Origin of the sequence: Streptomyces sp. WAC06614 (assembly GCF_003949795.1) — a bacterium.
Taxonomy (GTDB): domain Bacteria; phylum Actinomycetota; class Actinomycetes; order Streptomycetales; family Streptomycetaceae; genus Streptomyces.
On sequence record NZ_RPRY01000480.1, the window covers coordinates 1 to 3,875 of the forward strand.

Genomic DNA, 3,875 nt, shown 5'->3' on the forward strand with positions numbered 1-3,875 from the left:
GGCCCGGCGGGCGGCCGGGGCGGGGGCCTCGTCGAAGTACCGCGGGGCCGGCTGCTCGCCGCTCTCCACGGCCCGTACGGCGGCCAGCAGGTCCGCGGCCCGGCCGCTGAGCTTGGCCCCGGCGTCGATCGGCGCGGTCCGCTCGGCCTTGCGCCGCTCGATCCGCTCCCGCTCCACCCGCTGCGCGGCCAACTCGGCCTCCGCCTCACTCCGCTGCGCCCCCGCCTCCTCCGCAGACCCCCCACCCGCGTCCGCGGGGCCTTCGCCGGGCTCCGCGGAGCCCGTGCCCGCGGAACCTTCGCCGCCCGCCGCGGAGCCCGTGCCCGCGTCCGCGGGGTCTTCGCCGCCCGCCGCGGAGCCCGTGCCCGCGTCCGCGGGGGCTTCGCCGCCCGCCGCGGAGCCCGTGCCCGCGTCCGCGGAGCCCGTGCCCGCGTCCGCGGGGGCTTCGCCGCCCGCCGCGAAGCCCGCGTCCCCGTCCGCGGAGCTCGCGGCCGCGGTCGACTGGCCGACGGCCGTGCCATCGGCCCCGTCCGCGTCCTCCGCGCCCGCGCCCACGTCCGTCGAGCCTTCGCCCGCCTCCGCGGAGCCCGTGCCCACGTCCGCGGAGCCTGCGCCCTGAGCGCCCCCGGCCTCCTCCGCAGCCGCGCCGGCGGCCGCTCCGCCCGCCTCGGCCTCGGCAGCCGCGGCTTCGGCTTCGGCGGTCGGTGGATCGGCCTGCTCCGCAGGCGACTCGGGGTCGGTGCGGTCCGTGCTCACAGCGTGCTCCAGTCGTGGTCGGGGTAGCGGTGCACGGGCGCCGACACATCGTCCAGCGCCCGGCAGATCTCCTCGGGAAGACTAAGGGGCTCCACCGACAACGCCTCGCTGAGCTGCGCCGACGTCCGGGCGCCCACGATGGGCGCGGTCACGCCGGGCCGGTCCCGGAGCCAGGCCAGGGCCACCTGGAGCGGGGTCACGGCCAGGCCGTGGGCGGCCGTGGCGACGGCGTCCACGATCCGGGCCGCCGCGTCGTCGAGGTACGGCTCGACGAAGCCCGCCATCAGCTCCGAGGCGCCGCGTGAGTCCGGCGGGACGCCGTCGCGGTACTTGCCGGTCAGCACGCCCCGGCCCAGCGGGGACGAGGGCAGCAGCCCCAGGCCCAGGTCCAGCGCCGCCGGCAGCGCCTCGCGCTCGACGCCCCGCTGGAGCAGCGAGTACTCCAGCTGCGCCCCGGCGAGCCGGGTGCGGGTCCCCGGCGCCGCGAGCTGCCAGGTGGCCGCCTTGGCCAGCTGCCAGCCGCTGAAGCCGGCCACCCCCGCGTACCGGGCCCGGCCGCTGGCGACCGCCAGGTCGAGGGCCTGGAGGGTCTCCTCCAGCGGGGTCACCGGATCGAAGGCGTGCACCAGCCACAGGTCCACGTGGTCGGTGCCCAGCCGGGTCAGGGAGGCGTCCAGCGCCGCCAGCAGGTGCCCGCGCGAACCGTCGGCGCGTCGGACCGGGTCCGGCACGCTGCCCGCCTTGGTCGCGATCACCAGGTCCTGCCGGGGCACCAGGGCGCCCACGAGCCGGCCCAGCAGGTACTCGGCCTCCCCGCCCCCGTAGACGTCTGCGGTGTCCACCAGCGTGCCGCCGGCCTCCCAGAACGCCTTCAACTGCTCGGCGGCGGCCTCTTCGCCGGTGTCGCGGCCCCAGGTCAGGGTGCCGAGGCCGAGCCGGGACACGCGCAGTCCGGTGCGGCCGAGATGCCTCTGCTCCATGAGCGCTGAGACTACTGGGGCGCTGACGCGGGGGACCCGGGCGCGCTAGAGTCCCGGCAACCAGAACGTTACTGCTCGGTAAGGGGACGACACATGCGGCTCGGTATCAATCTCGGCTACTGGGGCGCGGGCATGGACGCCGACAACCTGGCCGTCGCCCGGGAGGCCGACCGGCTCGGCTACGACGTCTGCTGGGCCGCCGAGGCGTACGGCTCCGACGCCCCCACCGTGCTCGCCTGGGTCGCCGCGCAGACCGAGCGGATCGACGTCGGCTCGGCCATCCTCCAGATCCCGGCCCGCCAGCCCGCGATGACCGCCATGACCGCCGCCACCCTCGACTCCCTCTCCGGCGGCCGGTTCCGGCTGGGCCTGGGCGTCTCCGGCCCGCAGGTCTCCGAGGGCTGGTACGGCGTGAAGTTCGACAAGCCGCTCGCCCGCACCCGCGAGTACGTCGAGATCGTCCGCAAGGCCATGACCCGCGAGCGCCTGACCCACGAGGGCGAGCACTGGACCCTGCCGCTGCCCGGCGGCCCGGGCAAGGCCCTCAAGCTCACCGTCCACCCCACCCGTGAGCGCATCCCGCTCTACATCGCCGCCATCGGCCCCAAGAACCTGGAGCAGACCGGCGAGATCGCCGACGGCGCCCTGCTGATCTTCCCCGCCGCCGCGCACCTGGAGGAGACCGCGCTGCGGCACATCCGGGCCGGTCGCGAGAAGGCGGGCCTGACGATGGACGGCTTCGACGTCTGCCCGACCGTGCCGCTGGCCCTCGGCGAGGACGTGCCCGCGCTCGCCGACATGTTCCGCCCCTACACGGCCCTGTACGTCGGCGGCATGGGCAGCCGGAAGCAGAACTTCTACAACCAGCTGGCCCGGCGCATGGGCTACGAGAAGGAGGCCGTCGAGATCCAGGACAAGTACCTGGCCGGCGACAAGCAGGGCGCGGCCGCCGCGATCCCGCACTCCCTGATCGACTCCACCACCCTGCTCGGCTCCGTGGAGCGCATCGCCGACGGGATGCGCGCCTACGCCGACGCCGGCGTCACCACGCTCACCCTCGCCCCGGCCGGTTTCACCCTGGACGAGCGGCTCGCCGCGCTCCGCGCGGGCACCGAGGCCCTGGAGCACGCCGGCCTCGCGTAGCCGGACAGCACAGCGGCCGTGGTGGGGGCTCGGGGGTCTTCCCCGCCACGGCCGTCGTCCCTTCAACGCGCGGGTGCCCCACCGGGTTACGCACCCGGGTCCGCCCTCCCCGTCCTTCGTTCGGCCGAGCGGCGCGGCGCCTCGGTTGCCGCCCCGGTCGATCCGGATTTGAGTGGGAACCGGACCGATGCCCGGAGGTGGACGCATGCTCTCTGCCCGCAGCCTGTTCCAGGAGATCGTCGACAGCGACGACGCCTTCCAGCTGTTCTGCTCCATCGCCGCCAGCGGGGAGTCCCAGGGCGGCTGGGAGAACGCCCGGATCTCCGCCCTGGTGCCCGGCAGCATGCGGGAGATGGCGCACAAGATCGCCCGGCACGGCGCCGACGAGGACAAACACGGCCGGATCTTCAACGCCCTGCTGCGCAGACGCGGCCTGCCGCCCGTGCCGGTGCCGCCGGAGACCGACTACACGATGCTGCTGGAGCGCCGCGGCATCGGCCTGCCGCACGCCAAGCTGCGCCGCGAGGAGCCGCTGACCGAGCAGGACGTGGTGGTCTACCTGGCACACAGTCGGGTCACCGAGCAACGGGCCGCCGACCAGATGGACATGCTCGTCACCCACTTCGGCGACCATCCCGAACTGGGCCGGGCCATCCGCATGATCAGCAACGACGAGGACAACCACCTCGCCTACTGCCACGAGGAACTGCTCCGGCTCAACCACCTCGGCCACGGCCGCACCATCCAGCGGGTGCTGCGCGAGAGCGCCCTCTGCGAGATCGCCGTCTACCGCGACGTCAGCCTCGCCGTCATGGACCACATGGGCCGGCTGCTGCACTGGCCGAGGGCGAAGTCCGCCGCCCTGGCGGCCGGGATCCACGGCCTGCACGGCTGGGAACGGCTGGCCGGCTGGCACCGGATGGTCAGCCTCCGGATGCCCGAACGACGCGACGCCCTCGGCGGAGCCCCCACCACGGCCCCCGAGTTCGCCTGACC

General features: G+C 75.2%; 3 protein-coding genes and 1 pseudogene. 2 read left to right on the forward strand and 2 right to left on the reverse strand.

The window, feature by feature from the left end:
• Together EF918_RS38780 and EF918_RS33515 are read right to left on the reverse strand one after the other, a co-directional pair.
• Positions 1-756: pseudogene (locus tag EF918_RS38780) on the reverse strand (DNA helicase RecD); the annotation flags it as partial.
• Entirely contained in the window at positions 753-1,736 is a 984-nt protein-coding gene (locus EF918_RS33515; protein ID WP_125652660.1) for an aldo/keto reductase, read from the reverse strand. The gene EF918_RS33515 and the pseudogene EF918_RS38780, both read right to left, overlap by 4 nt.
• A gap of 93 nt (positions 1,737-1,829) precedes the next feature.
• Here EF918_RS33515 and EF918_RS33520 point away from each other — a divergent pair, with 93 nt between their 5' ends.
• The gene (locus tag EF918_RS33520) at positions 1,830-2,879 is read left to right on the forward strand and encodes an LLM class F420-dependent oxidoreductase (protein WP_125652661.1); all 1,050 of its coding nucleotides are present in this window, start codon (positions 1,830-1,832) and stop codon (positions 2,877-2,879) included.
• Between the two features lie 205 nt (positions 2,880-3,084).
• Positions 3,085-3,873 (forward strand): ferritin-like domain-containing protein, encoded by a 789-nt coding sequence (locus tag EF918_RS33525; RefSeq protein ID WP_125652662.1) that lies wholly within the window; start codon positions 3,085-3,087, stop codon positions 3,871-3,873.
• Positions 3,874-3,875 lie beyond the last annotated feature (2 nt).

Coding starts and splice junctions, on each gene's coding strand:
- EF918_RS33515 (WP_125652660.1), bottom strand. CDS start 1,736: ATGGAGCAGAGGCATCTCGGCCGCACCGGACTGCGCGTGTCCCGGCTC.
- EF918_RS33520 (WP_125652661.1), top strand. CDS start 1,830: ATGCGGCTCGGTATCAATCTCGGCTACTGGGGCGCGGGCATGGACGCC.
- EF918_RS33525 (WP_125652662.1), top strand. CDS start 3,085: ATGCTCTCTGCCCGCAGCCTGTTCCAGGAGATCGTCGACAGCGACGAC.